We start from the raw sequence: 18,272 nt of genomic DNA on the forward strand, positions 1-18,272 counted from the left end.
GTTATTTAATGCGCTGCTGCGCTTTTGCGAAATGTCTTCTTGTATAAATACACCAGCGCAAGGACAAGTGAGCCTACAACGAGACCGATTGCCATGTTGATGAGCAGCGGCGTTCCGAACGCTAAAACATTGCCCACGGTGGGCAACTCCTGCGCTTCGTGTGCAGCATGCTCTGCAAAATGATGAAGGAACGGAAATCCGTGTGCAATGATGCCGCCACCGACAAGGAACATGGCAACGGTTCCCAGGATGGAAAGTGTCTTCATCAGGTAAGGGGTGATCCACAGTATGAAGCGGCCTGCGGCTTTCTTCGCGCCATTGACCCCGGCAGCAAGATAAAGTCCAAGATCGTCCAACTTGACAACTCCGGCGACGACAAGATAAACACCAATCGTAAACGCAATGGAGATGGCAACGAGTACGGCAGCTTGGGTCATAAACGGTGCACCTTGAATCGTACCGAGTGAAATTACAACGATTTCGGCACTCAAGATGAAGTCCGTACGCACGGCACCTTTAATCTTCTCTTTTTCAGCCGCAAGCAACTGATCAGGCGTCAATTGCACGTGAGTGATGAGCTCAGCGTGGCGGGCCTTGTCTTCTGCCTCAGAGTGCAAAAACTTATGAAAAACCTTTTCGACACCTTCGAAGCAAAGGAATGCGCCTCCAATCATCAACAACGGCGTTAATGCCCAGGGTGCGAATGCGACAAGAAGAAGTGCAATGGGCACCAAGATCGCCTTATTTATTGCAGAGCCTTTCGCTACAGCAAAAACCACTGGCAATTCCCGGCTCGGAGCGAACCCGGTTACCTGATCCGCGTTCAATGCAATGTCGTCTCCAAGTACCCCTGCGGTTTTCTTCGCTGCGATTTTTGACATGGCTGCGACGTCGTCGGCCAGAAACGCTATGTCATCAAGCAATGCTAATAAGCTGACAGCCATATTTGGATCCTTGTTTGGGTACAGAATTTATGTCACGGTTGAATAGTTTCAGATCAAGCCTTCCGTCATCGCACACACACCTGATCAAATTAGTTTCACCCTTGAACTCAAAAGATAAGCAAAAAGCATGACCATCCAAGGATCGCATCGCATGATGCTGCATTTTATGCTTTGAGCCAAAGAAACCGATGACAATCCGGTAAATTTTGCATGGCATCCTGGCAAGGAAAGAAAAAAGGCACCCGAAGGTGCCTTGCTTAACATCGCCAAGCCTGAACCGGGCTTGCCTGATATTTCATTATGCTGCCAGACGCTTTTCCAGCTGAGCCTTGGTCGATTCCAGTTCGCTGGGCAAGTGGTACTTCAGCTTGTCGAACAGCTCCGCGTGCAGTTTCAATTCGGCGTCCCATGCGCTCTTGTCGATCGAAGTGATCCGGTCGAACTGCTCGCGGGTGAATTCGATCCCGTCCCACTTCAGGTCTTCATAGCGCGGTGTGACACCGAAGATGTGTTCGGCGCCGCCGGCATTGCCTTCAATGCGGTCCAGCATCCACTTCAGTACGCGCATGTTGTCGCCGAAGCCGGGCCAGACGAACTTGCCGTTCTCATCGGTACGGAACCAGTTGACGCAGAAGATCTTCGGCAGTTCGGCCGGCGAAGCGGCAATCTTCTTGCCGATGTTTAGCCAGTGCTGGAAGTAGTCGCTCATGTTGTAACCCATGAACGGCAGCATCGCGAACGGATCGCGGCGCACCACGCCCTGTTGGCCTGCGGCGGCCGCAGTGGTTTCCGAACCCATGGTCGCGGCCATGTAGACGCCTTCCACCCAGTTGCGGGCTTCGGTGACGAGCGGCACGGTGGTCGAACGGCGACCGCCGAAGATGAAGGCCGAAATCGGCACGCCGGCCGGATCGTCCCATGCCGGGTCGATTACCGGATTCTGGGTTGCGGCGACGGTAAAGCGCGCGTTCGGATGCGCTGCCTTGCGGCCGCTTTCCTTGGCGATTTGCGGTGTCCAGTCCTTGCCCTGCCAGTCGATCAGGTGCGCCGGCGCTTCCTTGGTCATGCCTTCCCACCAGACATCGCCATCGTCGGTCAGCGCGACGTTGGTGAAGATGGTGTTGCCGCTGAGCGAAGCCATGCAATTGGCGTTCGAGCTGGTGTTGGTGCCCGGTGCCACGCCAAAGTAGCCGGCTTCCGGATTGATTGCGTACAGGCGGCCATCGGCGCCCGGCTTGATCCAGGCGATGTCGTCGCCGATGGTGGTGACTTTCCAGCCGTTAAAGGCTTTCGGCGGAATCAGCATCGCGAAGTTGGTCTTGCCGCAGGCAGACGGGAATGCCGCTGCGACATAGTGCTTCTTGCCTTCCGGCGATTCGACGCCGAGGATCAGCATGTGCTCAGCCAGCCAGCCCTGGTCGCGGCCCATGGTCGACGCGATACGCAGTGCGAAGCACTTCTTGCCCAGCAGCGCGTTGCCGCCGTAGCCGGAACCGAATGACCAGATTTCGCGGGTTTCAGGGTAGTGGACGATGTATTTGGTCTCGTTGCACGGCCACGGCACATCCTTTTCACCCTTGGCCAGCGGCTTGCCGACCGTGTGCACGCAAGGCACGAATTCGCCGTCGGTGCCCAGTACGTCGTACACGGCCTTGCCCATGCGGGTCATGATGCGCATGTTGACGGCAACATAGGGAGAGTCGGACAGCTCGACGCCGATATGGGCGATCGGCGAACCGAGCGGGCCCATCGAGAATGGCACCACGTACATGGTGCGGCCGCGCATGCAGCCGTCGAACAGGCCGTTCAGCGTGACGCGCATTTCGGACGGAGCCATCCAGTTATTGGTCGGGCCGGCGTCTTCCTGGCGTGCGGAGCAGATGAAGGTACGGTCTTCGACGCGGGCGACGTCGGAAGGATCGGAGCAGGCTAGATAGCTGTTCGGGCGCTTGGCTTCGTTCAGCTTTTTCATGGTGCCGGCGGCAACCATTTCAGCGCACAGGCGATCGTATTCTTCCTGGGAACCGTCGCACCAGTAGATGCGGTCGGGCTTGGTCAGGGCGGCGATCTCGGCTACCCAGCTAATCAGCTTCTGCTGTTTGACGTAAGTTGGCGCATTCAATGGTGCAATGCCTCCCATGACGGGTTGGTTCATAAGTTACTTCCTCCAATGCCAATAAAGAATTCTGTCTTGTCCCGGCACGGCAGGATCGTCGTTAGCTTGTGGCTCGGCTGGCACCAATAGCCAGCGGTACGGCGGTCTTGTCGAACGCGGTCTCGTAGTGACCGCGCTGCAGCCCGAAAAATAGAATAATGGTCGGGCTGGTGGGCTCGCGCCAACATCGAAGTGCGTTTCGAGGCGCGAAAAATAGGAACCGATTGTACACGCGGGGGTACCCTTGCTCAATGATTTACAACAAAAATGTAGGAAGAATTCCCGAGTTTTGTAGTAGACCTTTATTGTTTCTCGGCATACTTGTATCTTTCTTACGTAATTACCAAAAACTTGCTAAACCACTATGAAAATCGCGATCCTCGACGACTATCAGGACAGTGTCCGCCATCTAGATTGCTTCCGTCTGCTTGATGGACATGAGGTGAAGATATTCAACAATAGCGCACGCGGACTCGTCCAACTTGCGATACGTCTAGCCGACTACGAAGCGTTGGTGCTGATCCGCGAACGTACTGCATTCAATCGGGCGTTACTACAAAAACTGCCGCGCCTGAAACTGATTTCGCAAACCGGCAAGTTAAGCGGTCATGTGGATGTGGAGACGGCTACCGAACGCGGCATCGCGATTGCCGAAGGCGTGGGCGATCCGACTGCGCCGGCGGAATTGACCTGGGCACTGATCATGGCGGCAACACGCAAGATTCCACAGTACGCGGCAAATTTGCGTGACGGCTTGTGGCAAACCGCGTCGGTAGCGCCGGAACTCAACACGCTCGGTACCGTCCTTAAAGGGCGCACGCTCGCCATCTGGGGATACGGTCGTATCGGGAGGATGGTGGCCGGTTATGGCAAGGCGTTTGGTATGGATGTGATGGTCTGGGGCCGCGAAGCTAGCCGGGCCGCCGCGGAGAACGACGGCTATCGCGCTGCAGCAAACCGCGAAAGCTTCTTCGCCGAGGCCGACGTGCTCTCACTCCATCTGCGCCTGAACGACGCAACCCGTGAGATCGTGACGGCGGAAGATCTTGCGCGCATGAAGCGCTCCGCCCTTTTCGTCAATACCAGCCGGGCAGAACTGGTGGCTTCCGGTGCACTGGATGGCGCGTTGCGTGCTGGGCATCCGGGATTTGCCGCGCTCGACGTATTCGAAACCGAGCCCTTGCCGAAAGATTTTTCCTTGCTGCGCTATGCCAATGTCCTGGCGACGCCGCACCTCGGCTATGTCGAAAAGGACAGTTACGAGATTTATTTCCGCGCCGCCTTTCAGAACATCGTCGATTTTGCCAATGGAACACCGAAAAACATTTTAAATCCGCAAGTGTTCCAATGACGCACGCATCCCGCGCACGCTGGAAATACGATAGCGTGTACGGCCAATGCTTATTTCCTATTCAAGGTCAAACAAAGGGTGGAAAGCATGCCTACAATGGTTTGATGCCACCCGATCAGGAGATTGCACATGCACAGTGTTTCCCAGATTCTGAAGAACAAAAGCAATACTCAAGTCTATACGGTCACGCCGACCACCACCGTGCTCGATGCGATCAAGCTGATGGCGGAACGCGGCATCGGTGCCCTGCTCGTCATGGAAGGCGAAAAAATTGTCGGCATCGTGACCGAGCGTGACTATGCGCGCAAGGTGGTCCTGAAAGGCCGTGCGTCCAACGAGACGCCGGTGCGCGACATCATGACGACTTCGGTGATGTACGTGCGACCGGATACAACCAATGAGCAATGCATGGCGCTGATGACCGAGAACCGCTTGCGGCATTTGCCGGTCATCGAAAACGAAAAGCTGGTCGGGCTGATTTCCATCGGCGACCTCGTGGCCGACATCATCTCGGAACAGCAATTCATCATTGAACAGATGGAACATTACATTCGCGGCGAGCGATAACGCGTCATCGTAGATCTCCTGTCAGGCTGACGGAACTATAGCCACATGCCGGCCTCCTATCGGAACGCAGCGCCGCAGACACCCGTCCACAGGACGCTGAAATCCCTTTCGGCACGTTGTACGGCGCGCTAGCTAACCACAGGAACGATTACAGGAGATAACTATGGGACTCGGATTCGACATCGGCCGTATTCTGGAGCAATACAGTGGCGCCGGCGCTGGCCGCGCATCGCATGACGTGGAACAGGACTTCGATAACATTGCGCAAAATTCTCCGCAGGAAGATCTACGTGACGGCTTGAGCCAAGCCTTCCGTTCCGATCAGACACCACCGTTCAGCAACATGGTGGGCCAGCTCTTCAATCAGGCTGACACGAACCAGCGTACAGGCATGCTGAATCAGCTGCTGGGTTCGGTCGGCCCTTCGGTACTCGCCTCAGTACTGGGTGGTGGCGCCCTGGGTGGTCTGGGCGGCCTGCTCAATCGCGGTGGCGGTGAGCAGCAAGTACAGCTGACACCGGACCAGGTTGACCAGCTTAGTCCGCAGCAAGTCGAGGAACTGGCTGCACATGCCGAACGCGAAAATCCCGGCGTCATTGATCGCATGAGTAGCTTCTATGCGCAAAACCCGACGCTGGTGAAAGCACTGGGCGGTGCCGCGCTGGCGATTGCCCTTGGTCATATGTCGCAACGCCGGCGCTGAGCAGCGCCAAGTACGTCAGTTCATCCACCGAAACGCAGCATCATCAAAGCGCCGTGTCCCGATAAAGGACACGGCGCTTTGGTTTTTGCGTACCGTTTCGAGTCATTCAGCAAGCCTGGGCGGCTTTGGTTACACTGGGATCCTCGTTTTCCGGAGCTGCCATGCAACCCAGACTGTGGTCCCTTACCCTCGGCAATTTCGCCATCGGCACCGGCGTCATGGTCGTGCCCGGCATGCTTAATGAGCTTGCTGCCGACCTCGCGATTTCGCATGCCATGGTTGGCATGCTGATTTCCGGCTTTGCAATGATGATCTGTGTCGGCGGCCCCTTTCTTGCAAGCTGGACCACGGCGATCGACCGGCGCAAGCTGCTCACCGCTTCCCTCGTGCTTTACGCTGTCATGCATGGGGTTGCCGCGCTGGCGCCGGACTATACCAGCCTGCTGGTAATACGCATCGTGACGGCTATTGGCGCCGCACTTTTTACTGCCCAGGCCGCGGCAACCGCAGGCCTGATGGTGCCCGCCGCAATGCGCGGCAAGGCGATCGGCCTGGTATTCCTCGGCTGGTCGATTGCTGCCGTGGTCGGCACGCCGCTCGGCTCTTATCTGGGTGCGCATATTGGCTGGCGATCAACCATGGCGCTGGTCGGCGTGATATCCGCGCTGTTTGCCGTCGCTGTCTGGATACAGATTCCGGCCAAACTCTTCGTCGCGCCGATGGACCGTGCGGCATGGAAGGCGCTGTTTGCCAACACACCCCTGCTGCTGGTGATTTCCGTCACCGCGATCCAGGCGCTCGGCATGTTCACCATGTTCGCGTATATGGCATTGCTGCTGAAGGATTTCATTGGCGCGACACCGACCGTCATCAGTCTTCTGTTCCTGTGCTTCGGCGTCACCGGCGTCATCGGTAATGTGCTCGGCGCGCGCGTGATGGACCGCATCGGGCCCATGCGTGTCGGCGTGGTCGCGATGAGCTGCATGCTGGCGGCGATCATTGCCTGGCCGCTGTCGCGCGGCTCGCTGCCGGCATCGGTGGTGCTCATGCTGTTGTGGGGCTTCGGCTGCTTTGCGATCAATGGTTCGCAGCAGGCGCGCCTGGTTGGGATGGCGCCTTCGCTTGCTTCGGCATCGGTATCGCTCAACTCCTCCGCCATTTATCTCGGCCAGGCGGCGGGTGCCTTCCTCGGCGGTGTCATCGTATCGGTTGCCGGCACGGCCAAGCTGTCGTATTTCGCGGTGGTACCCATGGCGGTCGCCATCGCGGTATCGCTCATGGCAGGCAACATGGCGCAGCGCCGCCGCATGGCCGAGGCAGCATGAAAGTCATCAGTGTTAATGTCGGCGCCATCGGCGACTTGTTCGTTCGGCCATCGGAACACATGAAGGAACCGGTGCGGCGCATCGCCACCGGAATGCACAAGCGGCCAGTCGGTGGCGCTGTCCGGGTGAACCGGCTTGGTCTCGACGGTGATGAACAGGCGGACCCTACTGTGCACGGCGGCATCAATAAGGCCGTGTATGCCTATCCGTCCGAGCATTACGGCTTCTGGATTGCGCAGCGTCTCGCGGCACTGAAGCGTGAAGAGCCGCTGCCGCCCGGCGCGATGGGAGAAAATCTCACGCTGCAGGGTTTGCTGGAAAAGGATCTCTGGATCGGCGACCGGCTGCGCATCGGCACCGTGCTGCTGGAAGTGACGGAACCGCGCCAGCCCTGCTTCAAGTTCAATGCAAAGATGGGCTTTAGCCACGCGGCAAAGATGATGGTGCAGGCCGGCAATAGCGGCTTTTACCTGCGTGTGATTGAACCGGGAGCGATTGCGGCCGGCGATGCGATCGTGCTGAGCGCCGGCCCGCGTGAGACTTCCATTGTGCAAATCAACGAAAGGCGTCTGAAGGGGCGCCAGCGGGATTTGTTCTGACGCTGCTGCGCACCAGCGTACTTCCACCGGTCCACAGGCGTGTCCAGCCAGGTGGCCAAGGCAGCGGCGGTCCCGCATATGGCGGCACGCCACGTCGTACCGGGATCACCGGCAGGTGCTCGGGTACCGGTCCATCGCGATAATCCCAGCCTAGCGTGTACGCATAATTTGGCAGCAAGGCTTCGCACACCGCATCGAACCATGCGGTGTGGTCTTCATCGCGCTTCAACGCCTGTGCGAGACCATGCGGATCGAATTGCGCAAATGCGTTCACCAGTTCCTTGGACGTGGCGCCCGGCTGGTCACCCCAGCCGAGTATCGGGTTGAAGTTGTAATCCGCACCGGATCCGTACCAGCCTTCGCGCCATGCACGATCCATCCAGTTGCGCTGTCCGGTGAACAGGTGCCAGCGCCAGTGCAGGCCCGATGGTTTCGGCCAGCTGTACAAATATAAGCGTTGATAGCCGGCGCGATGCAGTTCGCGCACCATGGCCATCAGCCGCGCGTGCGGCATGCGGTCTGGCGGATCACGCCGGAAATGGATCGGCTCGCCATCGGCGTGCTGCAGCTCGTCATGGGAAAGATTCAGGTCGAGTGTGCGCACCTCGTCGCCGAAACGGGCCGAAATCCAGCCGGTCAGCAGATTGACCGACGTGATAACGCCATAGCCTCGGTGACGGTGAAAAATGACGGTGCCGGGTGCAACAGGTTTCATAGGTCTATCACTTGCAATAACGGTTCTAGTTTAGCTTCATTCGCTGGACGGCCAGCATAAAAACATCGCCTCTGGTCGCTCTTGATCAAGCACCAGCATTGCGCATGTCTCTGCGGGTTTTTGACCATGCGCACCAAAACGGCGCTCGCTGTCTAAGCACGCGGCGCGCATAGGGGTGACAACAGGCGTTGCCATTGCCTAACAACAGCAAAGGCTAGGTTTGAGGCCCAAAAACGCTGGAAATTCCCTGCTGGCCTGCAAATTGCAAGAATGTTGCAGTGCACCTAAATGTGCCGCTCACCTCGAAGCGTGTCTCCACCCGGACTGCGCTGAGAGCTTAAGAGAAATAATTGCCAAGACAGTCATCATGAGTGATTCAGCGCCCTTACCCATCGACACATTTCTTCCCTACATGCGCGACGTCGTTCGCTGCGAGCAATCGCTGCGCGAACTGAACCTCATGTGGCGCATGATTGAAGCTTCCGCCAAAATGAACTGTCCGGTCGAAGCGAAAACCATCCTGCCGACCATGGCCGCGACCCGCGCCGGCTTCAATCGCCTCGAACAGGAACTGGTTACCAGCCTGGTCACCGAAAAAGTCGGCAACGTGCTCGACGAGATTGGCACCAAGGCGCAGTACGTGATCGACATCGTGGTGCGCAACCTGTACGAGCGCACCGCCGATGTCGGCTTCCTTGCCACCGACCGCGAACTCTGTGCATTTGTCGCCGGCATGCACGACGACGCCGACGCGATTCGATTGCGCCTGCGCGCTTACCGCAACAAATACACCGTCTACGACGAGATTATCCTGCTCGACACCGAAGGCAACGTGCTGGTCCAGATCGATGAATCGTCACCGCTGGAAGGCAGCACCGATCCGTTGATCCGTCAGACGCTCATGGCGGAAGGTTATGTCGAAACCTTCCGTGCGACCGACTTGCGGCCGCTGAAAAAACAGGCATTGATTTACTCGCGCCGCATGCTGCATTCGGACACCGGCGTCGCGGTCGGCGTGCTGTGCCTGTGCTTCCATTTCGAGGAAGAACTGGCCGGGATTTTCGATTCACATCGTGATGCCGACGAGCGCGCCAACATGCTGCTGCTCGATGGGAACAACCAGGTGATCGCCAGCGCCGACGAACTGTGGATTCCGGTTGGCGCCACCGTGCCGGTCAATCGCTCGGCAAGTCCGCGCCTGATGGTCTACGGCGGCCGCGAATACCTGGTACGCACCATCAGCGCCGAAGCTTATCAGGGCTACATGGGACCGCCGGGCTGGCAGGGCCAGGTCATGATCCCGGTGGATGTCGCCTTCCATGGCAGCAGCAGCAATGCGCTTGCCTCGCTCGACCCGAGCGTCGCCGACGGGTTGCTGTCACATGCCCGCTCCTTCTGCCCGCCGCTGTTCGAAATCATGACCGCGGCCGATACCATCCGACGCGTGGTCTGGAACGGCCAGGTGATGACCGCCGGCCAGCACGGGGAACTGCTCAAGCTGAAGACCATTCTCGACCAGATCAGCGAGACCGGCATGCGCAGCAACGAGCTGTTTTCGCAATCGATCCGCGACCTCTATGAAACGGTGCTGGCATCGAGCCTGCGCGATTCGGAATTCGTGTCTCACTTGCTGGTCGATTTGCTTGACCGGAATCTGTACGAGCGTTCGGACGACTGCCGCTGGTGGGCATTGACGCCGGAACTGCGCAATGCGCTGGCATCGGAAGAAAAGGATCACGAAGCCATCGCCAGCATCACCGCCATCCTCGCCTACATCAACCGGCTCTATACCGTCTACACCCGCATTTTCGTGTACGACAGCGAAGGCCGCATCATTGCCAGCACCAATCCGATGGAAGACGGCGTCCCGGTGATCGGCACGATGATCGATGCGACCACCCTGAGCAGCGTCATGGCCTTGCGCAGCGAACAGGATTACTACGTATCGCCGTTCGCGCCCACCCCGCTGTACGGTAACCGGCCGACCTACATCTATCATGCGGCGATCCGTGATCCGCATCGCGAATCCACGGTGGTTGGCGGCATCGGCATCGTGTTCGATTCCGAGCCGGAATTTTCCGCCATGCTGCGCGGCGCACTGGCTGACAAGAGCGACATGACCGCGCTCTTCATCGATCGCAGCGGACGCGTGATCTCCAGTACCGACCCGACACGGCCGGTCGGCGCGCAGCTCGACATCGACCCGAAACTGCTGGCTGCGGCCAACGGCAGCAGTGCATCGCGCATCGTCATCCATGACGACCATTACGCGATCATGGGGTGCACGGTGTCCAACGGCTACCGCGAATTCAAGGTATCCGACGGCTACAGGGAAGACGTGCTGGCCGTGGTCTTTGATACCTTTGGCGAAGTACGCGAACGCAGTTCCGCAGTCAACCGCGAAGATACGGTACTGGAAACCGATGTCACCGCCAGCGGCGGCACCGAGTATGCAAGCTTCTTCATCGACGGCATGCTGCTCGCCCTCCCCGCCGCACACGTGCTGGAAGCCTTGCCGGCATCGGAAGTGTCACCGGTCTCGATGGGCGGCCGGCCCGAGCGTGTCGGCGTGCTGGCGCTGCAGCGCTACGGCGAGAACCGGCAGTTCGTCTGGGTGTTCGATCTGCGCCACCTGATGCGCGGCGCACCTGCGCATATCGAAAACAGCAGTCAGGTCATCATCGTTCGTCATGACGGGCAGGACATCGGACTGCTGGTCGATGAACTGCATGGCGTGCCGGAATTTCAGGCATCCCAGATCAAGCCCACCCCGTTTGCCGGCAATGCCGACGGCTTGCTGGTCAAGCAAGTGATCCAGGCCAACGGAGGCCGCCTGCTGATTCAGGCGCTGGATGTGGCACAGCTGTATGCGTGCCTGAAAGACCCCAGCCTGCCTACCGTATTAAACGTCACTGACGTGAATCGCCTGACCGACATGGCGTTCGACGCAGATTTATTGGAGAAAGCAGCATGAACGCGATTGACAGTTTTTTATTGGGCGACAGTGCCTTGTACGCACGCCTTTGCATGACGACCGAAGTGCTTGGCCAGTTCGTGTCGTGCGCGCCGCGTTCCCTCACTCTTGACCAGCTGGAGCGGCTGACGCGCATGCCGGTCAAGGACTTGCTGAAACTGTGCGTGACGCTGTGCCGCGAACAGGTATTGCGTCCGCATCCCGAACAGCCGCAATGCTGGGTGCTGGCCTGCGAAACCAGCGAACTGACGCTGGAAGATGCGTTCCGCTGCGTCGTGTCCGAACAATCCGAGCGCACCCGCGCCGCGAAACGCCGGGCACTGGCGGACGCGCCACTGGCCGATACCGTCCATCGCGAAGTCGACATGCTGGTCATGCAGGCCACGATGGGAATCAACCAGAGCGTGTTCCAGCACCTGCGACAGTTTTCGCTCGACCGGCTGAAGATGACAGCGGCCGGCATGTTTCCCGCACGCCGCAGCAACGATGACGCATTGCGCGGGTGGCCGCCGACCCGGCTGTCGTTTTCCTGAAGCTTATTACTGTTGCTAACGCCGTTCAAAGCGAATCGAGATAGTCGCGGTAGAACGCAATGAAGCTGCGCACCTTGGCCGGCACATGTCGCCCCGGCGGGTACACCGCATACACGCCGCCACGCGGCAATGACCATTCCGGTAACACCTGCACCAGGTAGCCGGCCCTGATGCCTTCGCTGGCCGCCTGCTGGTCCAGCACCGAGATACCGGCGCCGTGCCGCAGCAAGGCGCGCAGGGCGCCCGGCGAATTGACCCGGATGCGCGATTTCATTTGTACGCTACACGTCTCGCCGGACGGCGCGCTGAATTTCCAGGTGAGCGGCGTTGGCAGCAGGCTGAGCGCCAGCCATTCCTTGTCCACCAGTTCTTCCGGCCGGGCTGGTGCGCCGCTGCGCTGCAGGTAATCGGGCGACGCCACCAGATACTGACCGAACTCGCCGAGCTTCACCGCACGCAGCGAGGAATCCCGCAGCCAGCCAAGGCGGATCGCGACGTCGATTCCTTCGCCGACCAGGTCTGCGACCGTATCGCTGGCCCGCAAGTCGATGTGCAGATCCGGATGCAGGGCGGCAAAGCGTGCCAGCGCCGGGGCCAAGGACAGTACCGCATGATCGACCGCCGCGGTCAGCCGCAGGGTACCGCTCAGCCGGACCGCTTTTCCGGCGTCCCGTCCATCCTGACCGACCTGCATCACCGCATCCTGCAAGCCCTGCAGTAAAGGCTGGCATTCAGCATGCAAACTGCGGCCGGCATCGGTCAGTGTCACACGCCGTGTCGTCCGGTGGAACAGGCTGGTGCCCAACTGCTCTTCCAGCCGGGCGATCTGTATGCTGACCCGGGCCTTGGCAATTCCGAGGCGTTCCGCGGCGGCCGTAAAGCTGCCGCATTCGACCAGCCGATCGAAGACCACCAGGCTGTTGAGATCGATTTGACCGAGCAGGGACATGGCAAGTATTGATTAGAAAAAAGTAACAATGAATTATCGATCTTGCCGTTTATCGAATCAATGTTTTCCACGATGATGGCTGCTCCATCGACATTTTCAAGGGGAACACCATGCAAATCGCACTCATCGGCGCAAGCGGCTTTATCGGCTCGGCCTTGCGCAAGGAAGCGCTCTCCCGTGGCCACGGCGTCACCGCCCTGGTTCAGCATCCGGAAAAGCTGGCCGCGGACGACCATGGCAAGGGCAGGCTTCAGGCCGTCAAAGCCGATGTGCTGGACCCGGCGCTGGCTGCGCAGTTGAAAGGCCACGATGCTGTGATCAGCGCATTCAGCGGCCATGCGAAAAGCGATATCTACGACTACTACCTGCGTGGCATGCGGGCCATCATCCGCGCTACGCAAGAAGCCGGCGTCCCGCGACTGCTGGTGGTTGGCGGTGCCGGCAGCCTGGAAGTCGCGCCCGGCTTGCAGGTGGTCGATACGCCGGAATTCCCGGCGCAATGGAAGGCCACCGCCGAGGGCGCACGGGAAGCACTCAAGTTGCTGCGGCAGCAAACGCATCTTGACTGGACCATGCTCAGCCCTTCTGCACATATCGCACCGGGACAAAGAACAGGCAATTTCCGCCTTGGCACCGATCAATTACTGGTCGACAAGAGCGGCGAAAGTCACATCTCGCTGGAAGATTATGCGGTGGCGATGATCGATGAACTTGAAAAGCCGGCGCATCCGCGACAGCGCTTCACCGTCGGTTACTGAGCCCACCCGCCTGATAGGCATCGGTGCCTGAGCAGCCATTTCCTGACTATCCGTGCCGGTTCTTCAGGCGCTGCCCCAGCCGGAACAGCGGGCCGATGCTGATCACCAGCGCCGCCAGCCGCGTCACATGGAATGCCGTGACGATCGGCACCCCAAGCTGCAGATTCTTGGCCGTCAGGCTCATTTCCGCGATGCCACCCGGCGAGGTCGCCAGGATCGCCGTCGCTGGATGGATGCCGCTGATGTTTGCCAGTCCGAACGCAAAAGCGGCGGCAACAGCCATCGCCACCAGTGTGCAGAAACCCACACTGACCAGATAGCGCGGCGCCGTATGCAGGAATTCCGGTGTAAAGCGCGTGCCCAGCGAAATCCCGATGAACAGCTGGCCAAGATGCACCATCCATTCCGGCAGCGCCGACAGGTTGATGCCCGAGGCAGTCAACGCAATCGTGATGGCCAGCGGTCCGAGCACGAAGGCATTCGGCGACTTCATGCGCTTGAACAGCAAGGCGCCCAGCACCGTCAACCCGATCAGCACCAGCAAGCCGCCGTAATGCACGACCCGCGCTCCCGGAACGAAGGTGTCCAGCCCCCGTATATCCTGGAACTTGAACAGGAAGGGAATGATCGCCACCACCATCATGATGCGCAGGCTGTGGGAAGCCGCGACACGGTCCACCTTGGCGCCATGGCGTTCACCCTGGTTGGCCATTTCCGATGCGCCGCCGACCGCCATCGCAAAAAACGCCGTGGTGCGGTCAACACCCGACAGCTTGTGCAGCAGCCAGCCGCAGGACGCGCCGAGCACCAGTGCAAACAGTACGCCAAGCACGATATAACCGCTATACGAGGCCAGCACCCGCACCACGGCGGGCGTGAAATACAGGCCGAGGGCGGCGCCGATCGCCCATTGTCCCGCTTCCCGCACGTGTACCGGGCATGCCAGCGGTGTGCCGCCCATGCGTGCGGCAGCGGTGGCAAACAGCGGACCGATCATCCAGGGCAGAGGCGTGTTGATCCATTCGCAAAACAAGGCGGCGACAAGGCCGATGGACAAGGCAAGCAGGAAAGGGTGAAAACGGGTTTGAAGCATGACAAGAGGTGGAGGCATTGGGCATTGGGCATTGGACAAACGAAGGCATGTGCAGCGGGAATCGGCAACACGCGTCAGGACCACCGGGCCACACGGCGTTGCCGACTCCCATCGAGGAGCTTTTCGGTTTCTTTGCGGTTTTATATCTATCTCATCAAACCCAGTTCCTTTGCCTGTTTGCCATAAGTGTCAACGACGCCACGCACATACTCGGTCAATGCATCGCCGGTCATGGCGAAGGGATACAGACCGTGGGCCGCGCGTAGTTGAGCGAACGATGGCTCGGCCATTATCCTGTCGAAAGCGGCCACCCACTTGCGATAGTCCGCGTCCGGTACTTCCGGTCCCATGTACACGCCGCGAATGATCGGCCAGGTGACGTCGTAACCCTGTTCGCGCGCGGTGGGCACACTGGCCAGTACGCCGGGCAGGCGCTGGTCGCTCATCACGGCCAGCACCCGTATCTTGCCGCCGGCGGCGTACAGCGCGGCTTCCGAGGTATCGCCGGAAACCGCCTGCACATGGCCTGCCAGCAAGGCCGTGAACGATTCGCCGCCGCCTTCAAAGGCAACGAAGCGCAAGGACCTCGGATTCATGCCGGCCTGCTTCGCAATGATCGACACCTTCAACCAGTCCTGGCTGCCGACCGTGCCGCCGGCACCGATCGAGATCTTGCCGGCATCGCGCTTGAGCGCCTTCAGCAGATCGTCCAGCGTCTTGTAGGGCGAATCGCTGCGTACCGCCACCATGCCGTAATCCGTGCCGAGCGCCGCGACCCAGCGTACATCGGCGGCCGACGCCTTGCCGTATTTGCCTTGTGCAAGGTTGAGCAGGGAGCCGCCGGAAAACACGACCAGCGTATCGGCTTCCGCGCGCCGCTGCGACAAGACAGAATTCCAGGCCACCGCGCCGATGCCGCCCGGCAAATAGCTGATATGCAACGCCGGATCGACACGCATGTCAGCGGCGACTTGCGCCAGCCCCTTGCGCGCCAGCTTGCAGGTCAGGTCCATGCCGCCGCCCGGTTTGGCAGGCACTACGCATTCGGGCGGGCGTGCCAATGCCGATGCCGGCATTGATGCCTGCCATGCTGTCCATGCCAAGGCCAGCACGATTGTCACTGCGCTTCGTTTTCCCACCGTGTCTCCTCAACGCCGCCGTGGAGGCGGTATCGCTGCAATTATCCATCCATCGGCGATCTGACGCTGGCAAAGGCATGCTCTTTTGCAATCCGGGCGAAATGCGTATGATGGCATCGCAAGGCGGGCGCTGATCTGTTTGTTTTGTCGCCCTGCCTGTTGAGCAAGCACCATAACCGTCACAAGCTTTCAAAATGCTTTCAAAAAACTGGTAGAAAGTTTTCGCAAAGCTTTCCAGCGAGTCTCCATTTTTCCAGCCCGAATACTGCCATGCGAATCCTGTTGGTCGAAGATCATGCCGAACTGTCACGCTGGCTTACCAAGGCGCTGCAGGATGCGCGCCTGTCGGTGGAATGCGCGATGAACGGGGCCGATGCCGATGCCCTGCTGCATACGCAGGAATACGCACTGGTGATCCTCGACCTGACCCTGCCGAAAATGGACGGACTGGAAGTGCTCAAGCGCCTGCGTGCGCGTGGCAGCAAGACGCCGGTGCTGGTATTGACCGCCCGTGGCGGCCTCAACGACCGCGTGCAGGGACTCAATCTGGGCGCCGACGACTACCTGCCCAAGCCTTTCGAACTGGCGGAACTGGAAGCACGCGTCAAGGCGCTGCTGCGCCGCTCGCAAGGTAACGAAGCGGTCACCCTCACCTGCGGCGCCCTGTCCTTCGATACCGTGTCGCGCATGTTCACCTATGGCGGCGCGCCGCTGGCCCTGACGCCGCGTGAACATGCGGTGCTGGAAGTGCTGCTGACCCGCGCCGGCCGCGCCGTGTCCAAGGAAAAGCTGTTCGACGATGTCTTTGCGCTCGACGATGAAGCCAATGTCGACGCGATCGAAATCTATGTGCACCGGCTACGCAAGAAGCTCGAACGCGCCGAGCCGGGACGCGTTGCTATCACCACGCTGCGCGGCCTCGGTTATTTACTGGAAGAAAAGCCGCAATGAACGCAGCATTGCCGGAAGCGCCCCTTGGCAGCCTGCGTTCGCAACTGCTGCGCTGGCTGCTGATCCCGCTTGCGGTGCTGGTGCTGATCGATGCCGTCTCGGTGTACAACAATGCGCTCGAAGCCGCCGACCAAGCCTATGACCGTTCACTGCTCGCCTCCACGCGCGCACTGGCCGAACGGGTATCGATTGTCGACGGCCGCGTGGTGGCCGATGTGCCTTACGTGGCGCTGGATAGTTTCGAAACTGACACGCTGGGACGGATTTATTACAAGGTCACCGGCGTGCATGGCGAGCATGTCTCCGGCTACGACGATCTGCCGCCCCTGCCGCGCAACGCGACGCGCTCCGATGCCTATCCGGCATTGGTGTATTTCTATCATGCGACGTATCGCAGCGAACCGGTCCGCATCGCTGCGTTATACCAGCCGGTGTATGACGACTCCATGCGTGGCATCGCTATGATCCAGGTCGGCGAAACTTTGGAGGGCCGGCACGAGCTGTCGCGCAAGATCCTGATCGATACCCTGGCGCGCCAGGCGGTGCTGGTGCTGGCCGCAGCTGCGCTGGCGTGGGTTGCCGTACGTCTGGTGCTGCGGCCGTTGATGCAGCTGAAAAGCGATGTCGAATCGCGTGCACCGACCGACCTGTCCGATTTCAATGCCGACCTGGTGCACAAGGAAGTGCGTCCTCTGGTGGTTGCCATGAATGGCTACATGGCACGCCTGCAGACCCTGATCGCCGGCCAGCGGCGCTTCATTGCCGACGCCTCGCATCAATTGCGCACTCCGCTCACCGTGTTGAAAACGCAAGCCGAACTTGCCTTGCGTTCCGACGATCCGAAGGCGATGCGGGAAATCGTCGAGAGCATCGCGCGCACCACCGATTCGACTGTGCATCTTGCCAATCGCCTGTTGACGCTGGCGCGTGCCGAACATGGCGCTGCCGTCGCCGACATGCAGCGGGTGTCGCTGGCCGAAGTCGCCCGTCAGGTCGGACTCGAGCTGGCCCAGCTTGCGGTACGCAAGGATATCGATTTGTCCTTTCATGCCGACGACGGGGATGTGCAGGTCAATGCCAATCCCTTGCTATTGCATGAATTGGTGTCAAACCTCGTTGACAATGCGATCCGTTACACGCCGCCCGGCGGCAAGGTCATGTTGCGCATTACACAGGATGACGGCGAACCACGTCTGGAGGTTGAGGACAGCGGCCCCGGCATTGTCCAGTCGGAACGGGAGCGTGTATTTGCGCCCTTCTATCGGGCCGCGTCCGCGCAGGAAGCCAACGTGCACGGCAGCGGTCTGGGACTGACCATCGTGCGGGATATTGCCGCAATGCACAAAGCATCGGTACAACTAGAAGAAGGCACCGGCGGGTCGGGTTTGAAAGCGCAGATCCGTTTCCCGCGATAAGACGCAAGTAAGCAAAGTGAGCAAAGTGAGCAAAGTGAGCAAAGTGAGCAAAGTGAGCAAAGTGAGCAAAGTGAGCAAAGTGAGCAAAGTGAGCAAAGTGA

At 59.6% G+C, this 18,272-nt stretch carries 16 protein-coding genes; 10 read left to right on the plus strand and 6 right to left on the minus strand.

Going from position 1 to position 18,272, the window contains the following annotated elements; translation table 11 throughout:
- Positions 1 to 5: 5 nt before the first annotated feature.
- The gene (locus tag ASE07_RS01320) at positions 6 to 944 is read right to left on the minus strand and encodes a DUF808 domain-containing protein (RefSeq protein WP_057288980.1); all 939 of its coding nucleotides are present in this window, start codon (positions 942 to 944) and stop codon (positions 6 to 8) included.
- 298 nt (positions 945 to 1,242) lie between these two features.
- Entirely contained in the window at positions 1,243 to 3,099 is a 1,857-nt protein-coding gene (locus ASE07_RS01325; protein ID WP_057288981.1) for a phosphoenolpyruvate carboxykinase (GTP), read from the minus strand.
- A gap of 364 nt (positions 3,100 to 3,463) precedes the next feature.
- On the opposite strand from ASE07_RS01325, the gene ASE07_RS01330 reads away from it, so the two are divergent.
- The 5 genes from ASE07_RS01330 to ASE07_RS01350 all read left to right on the plus strand — a co-directional run bounded on the left by ASE07_RS01330 (position 3,464) and on the right by ASE07_RS01350 (position 7,644).
- Positions 3,464 to 4,450 carry a D-2-hydroxyacid dehydrogenase family protein gene (locus tag ASE07_RS01330; RefSeq protein ID WP_057288982.1) on the plus strand — a complete coding sequence of 329 codons (987 nt, stop codon included), beginning with the start codon at positions 3,464 to 3,466 and terminating at the stop codon, positions 4,448 to 4,450.
- Positions 4,451 to 4,579: 129 nt separating this feature from the next.
- A complete protein-coding gene (locus ASE07_RS01335) occupies positions 4,580 to 5,017 on the plus strand; it encodes a CBS domain-containing protein (RefSeq protein WP_057288983.1) in 438 nt (145 codons plus the stop codon).
- 163 nt (positions 5,018 to 5,180) lie between these two features.
- Entirely contained in the window at positions 5,181 to 5,720 is a 540-nt protein-coding gene (locus ASE07_RS01340; protein ID WP_200960856.1) for a hypothetical protein, read from the plus strand.
- Between the two features lie 161 nt (positions 5,721 to 5,881).
- Positions 5,882 to 7,045: an MFS transporter gene (locus tag ASE07_RS01345; RefSeq protein WP_057288984.1), complete on the plus strand. Its 1,164-nt coding sequence runs from the start codon at positions 5,882 to 5,884 to the stop codon at positions 7,043 to 7,045.
- Positions 7,042 to 7,644: an MOSC domain-containing protein gene (locus ASE07_RS01350; RefSeq protein ID WP_057288985.1), complete on the plus strand. Its 603-nt coding sequence runs from the start codon at positions 7,042 to 7,044 to the stop codon at positions 7,642 to 7,644. The genes ASE07_RS01345 and ASE07_RS01350 overlap by 4 nt, the downstream gene beginning before the upstream one ends.
- On the opposite strand, the gene ASE07_RS01355 is transcribed toward ASE07_RS01350, so the two are convergent.
- Positions 7,601 to 8,359, minus strand: a complete 759-nt coding sequence (locus tag ASE07_RS01355) for a hypothetical protein (RefSeq protein WP_057288986.1) — start codon at positions 8,357 to 8,359, stop codon at positions 7,601 to 7,603. The two genes, ASE07_RS01350 and ASE07_RS01355, sit on opposite strands and share 44 nt — an antisense overlap.
- Before the next feature lie 367 nt (positions 8,360 to 8,726).
- Here ASE07_RS01355 and ASE07_RS01360 point away from each other — a divergent pair, with 367 nt between their 5' ends.
- Together ASE07_RS01360 and ASE07_RS01365 are read left to right on the plus strand one after the other, a co-directional pair.
- Complete coding sequence (locus ASE07_RS01360; protein ID WP_082583873.1) at positions 8,727 to 11,333, plus strand: chemotaxis protein CheW; 2,607 nt, start codon at positions 8,727 to 8,729, stop codon at positions 11,331 to 11,333.
- Positions 11,330 to 11,866 (plus strand): hypothetical protein, encoded by a 537-nt coding sequence (locus tag ASE07_RS01365; protein ID WP_057288987.1) that lies wholly within the window; start codon positions 11,330 to 11,332, stop codon positions 11,864 to 11,866. Before ASE07_RS01360 ends, ASE07_RS01365 begins: the two co-directional genes overlap by 4 nt.
- Positions 11,867 to 11,891: 25 nt before the next feature.
- Here the strand turns inward: ASE07_RS01365 and ASE07_RS01370 are convergent, their stop codons facing one another.
- On the minus strand, positions 11,892 to 12,815 hold the full coding sequence (locus ASE07_RS01370) for a LysR family transcriptional regulator (RefSeq protein ID WP_057288988.1): 924 nt from the start codon (positions 12,813 to 12,815) through the stop codon (positions 11,892 to 11,894).
- Positions 12,816 to 12,925: 110 nt separating this feature from the next.
- On the opposite strand from ASE07_RS01370, the gene ASE07_RS01375 reads away from it, so the two are divergent.
- A complete protein-coding gene (locus tag ASE07_RS01375; RefSeq protein WP_057288989.1) occupies positions 12,926 to 13,573 on the plus strand; it encodes an NAD(P)-dependent oxidoreductase in 648 nt (215 codons plus the stop codon).
- A 46-nt stretch (positions 13,574 to 13,619) separates the two neighbouring features.
- Here ASE07_RS01375 and ASE07_RS01380 read toward each other — a convergent pair whose 3' ends face one another.
- Positions 13,620 to 14,684 carry an AbrB family transcriptional regulator gene (locus ASE07_RS01380; RefSeq protein ID WP_235548305.1) on the minus strand — a complete coding sequence of 355 codons (1,065 nt, stop codon included), beginning with the start codon at positions 14,682 to 14,684 and terminating at the stop codon, positions 13,620 to 13,622.
- Between the two features lie 128 nt (positions 14,685 to 14,812).
- The gene (locus ASE07_RS01385; protein WP_156396322.1) at positions 14,813 to 15,742 is read right to left on the minus strand and encodes a tripartite tricarboxylate transporter substrate binding protein; all 930 of its coding nucleotides are present in this window, start codon (positions 15,740 to 15,742) and stop codon (positions 14,813 to 14,815) included.
- Between the two features lie 333 nt (positions 15,743 to 16,075).
- Here ASE07_RS01385 and ASE07_RS01390 point away from each other — a divergent pair, with 333 nt between their 5' ends.
- Both ASE07_RS01390 and ASE07_RS01395 read left to right on the plus strand, forming a co-directional pair.
- Positions 16,076 to 16,756, plus strand: a complete 681-nt coding sequence (locus ASE07_RS01390) for a response regulator (protein ID WP_057288991.1) — start codon at positions 16,076 to 16,078, stop codon at positions 16,754 to 16,756.
- Positions 16,753 to 18,171 (plus strand): sensor histidine kinase, encoded by a 1,419-nt coding sequence (locus ASE07_RS01395; RefSeq protein ID WP_057288992.1) that lies wholly within the window; start codon positions 16,753 to 16,755, stop codon positions 18,169 to 18,171. The genes ASE07_RS01390 and ASE07_RS01395 overlap by 4 nt, the downstream gene beginning before the upstream one ends.
- Positions 18,172 to 18,272 lie beyond the last annotated feature (101 nt).

Source organism: Noviherbaspirillum sp. Root189 (assembly GCF_001428545.1).
Lineage (GTDB): Bacteria > Pseudomonadota > Gammaproteobacteria > Burkholderiales > Burkholderiaceae_D > Noviherbaspirillum.